This window comes from Candidatus Symbiopectobacterium sp. NZEC135, from assembly GCF_025962695.1.
The window spans coordinates 1-2,351 of record NZ_JAGFPF010000214.1 but is presented as its reverse complement, the minus strand read 5'-3'; the positions used below and the strand labels follow the sequence as shown (position 1 = coordinate 2,351).

At 57.0% G+C, this 2,351-nt stretch carries 2 protein-coding genes; both read right to left on the bottom strand.

Annotation, left to right across the window (positions count from 1 at the left end):
• Window positions 1–29: 29 nt before the first annotated feature.
• Window positions 30–1,109 carry a histidinol-phosphate transaminase gene (gene hisC / locus J5224_RS25050; RefSeq protein ID WP_264627922.1) on the bottom strand — a complete coding sequence of 360 codons (1,080 nt, stop codon included), beginning with the start codon at window positions 1,107–1,109 and terminating at the stop codon, window positions 30–32.
• A 221-nt stretch (window positions 1,110–1,330) separates the two neighbouring features.
• Window positions 1,331–2,351 (bottom strand): efflux RND transporter permease subunit (locus J5224_RS25045; RefSeq protein WP_264627921.1); only part of this gene is annotated, 1,021 nt, incomplete at its 5' end.

Sequence of the window (2,351 nt, the reverse complement as noted above, 5' to 3'; positions counted from 1 at the left end):
CACTCTGATTATTTCCATGTTATTTCCTGTCATGCCGGACGTTGCGCGGCCAGTTGATACAGTACTGCGAATACCCGCTGGTTCTCATCGGCATTGCCGATCGTCACGCGAATCCACGAGGGAAGGCCCACTTCCCGGCCTGAGCGCAGCACGATGCCTGCGTCGAGAAACACGTTTGCGGCCTCGTCGCCATCACGTTCCAGGTTGATCATCAGAAAGTTGGCGAAACTCGGAATATAGTCGAATCCCAACGCCTCACAGCAGGCATAGTAATCGGCCAATCCCTCGCGCACCAGTGTGACAGAGCGTGCCAGAAAATCGCTATCCTCCAGCGCGGCGCTGGCAGCAATTTGGGCCAGATGATTCACATTGGGGGGCACTTTGACTTTATGCAACAGACTGGCCGTTTCGACACTGGCGACCGCATAACCAATACGCAACCCCGCCAGGCCATAGGCTTTGGAAAAAGTACGCAACACAATCAGATTGGCGTATTGGCGGGCCAACGCAATGCCATCTGGCACATCCGGTGCCACGGCATATTCACGGTACGCTTCGTCGAGCACCACGGGAATATCGGCAGGGACCTTGGCGAGAAACGCCTGTAACGCCCCCGAGGCAACCATCGTTCCCATCGGGTTGTGCGGGTTGCATAGCCAGATCAACCGCGTTTGCGGCGTGATAGCCGCCAGCACGGCATCAAGGTCAATGGCGTGTTCGGATAAAGGCACGGCAACCACGGTACCGCCGTTCAACCGCGTGGTCAGGTTATACCAGCCGAAAGAGGGCGTGGGGATCACCACCTCATCCCCGTCGCTGACGAATACGGCGCTGATCAGCGACAGTATCTCAAAAATGCCGCTGCCAAATACCAGACGCTGCGGGTCAATATCGTGATGGCGAGCCAGCTTTTCTCGCAGTTCGTCGCAGAAGGTGGAGGGATAGCGCGAGGCGGAGGTCAGCGCCGCGCCGAGTGCCTGCGCGACCAGCGGGGAATAGCCAAGACTGTTTTCATTGAGCGCCAGATTGATCAATGGGCCTTTGGCGTCTTGCAACGCCTGCGGCGGATCAAAGCGGCGAAGCGCGTCTAAAACCGGACGATAGTGCATAGTGAGGGATTCCTGCCAGATGTTTGCAATGACAATAGAGGGTGTTATGCCATGTTGGCAGAGGAGGCGGGGCAATAAACAGGACATTTGGTGTCAGGCCATAAACAAAAAAACATAAGCAAAGCCGTATCGGGTATGAGGCGTGACAGGCAATGGACACTATCACTCCACCAACACGTCATCCTCCGCTTAGGCGGAGGATGGCATACAGAAAGAAGGCGTTAGGCTGTCGGTGCGGTGAGCATGGTCCGCGGTGTGTTTTTCTCCCGCTGCATCATCAGGCTGAGCGCGGCGGGCAGTAGCGTCAATGTCACCAGCGTGGCGAAGATCAACCCGCCGATAATCGCATAAGCCATTGGCCCCCAAAATACCTGATGCGCAATCGGGATCATGCCGAGAATAGCGGCACAGGCCGTAAGCAGGATAGGCCGAGCGCGATGCAACGCGGCGGCGACAATGGCATCATCGTGCGCCAACCCTTGACGAGAATGATTGTCGACTTCACTGATCAGGATAACCGCGTTGCGGATAATCATTCCGGCTAAGGCAATCACCCCGAGCAGCGCCACAAACCCCATTGGCGTGCCGGTAGGCAGCATGGCTGCCACAATGCCTGGTAAGCCAAACGGCGCCATCATCAAGGCGAGTAGCATCCGCGAAAACCGTTGCAACTGAACCATCAGCAAAAAAAGCATGGTCAGCAGTGTGACCGGCAATACGGCGTATACCGAGCGATTGCCTTTGTCTGATTCGGCGCTGGCACCGCCTTCTTCGATACGGTAACCCGCAGGCAGCGTGGCGCGTAGCGCATCAACGCGAGGGCGTAACGCTTGAGACAGTGCCTGAGCGTGTATACCCGGTGCCACATCGGTTTGTACACTGATAAACGGCAAGCGTTGACGACGCCATATCACCGGATCTTCCACGCCCCATAGCGGTGATGCAATCCGGCCTAGCGGCACCTTTTTGCCTGAAGGCGTGGTTAACATTAGCGCCTGAAGGGTATCCCTATTCTGTCGTTCCGCATCGCTGCCGCGCAGCACCACATCAATCAAATGATCCCCATCGCGCACCTGGGACACCACGCTGCCAGACCACAGCGTGTTGAGCATCTGTGCCACGCTGTTGGACGATAAACCCAGTGCGCGAGCTTCAGTCTGATTGATCTGGAAGGTCATGACGCGCTGGGGTTCCCCGGCGGTCAGGTTCACTTCGCGCGCCGCAGGTTGTTGTCCAACGATG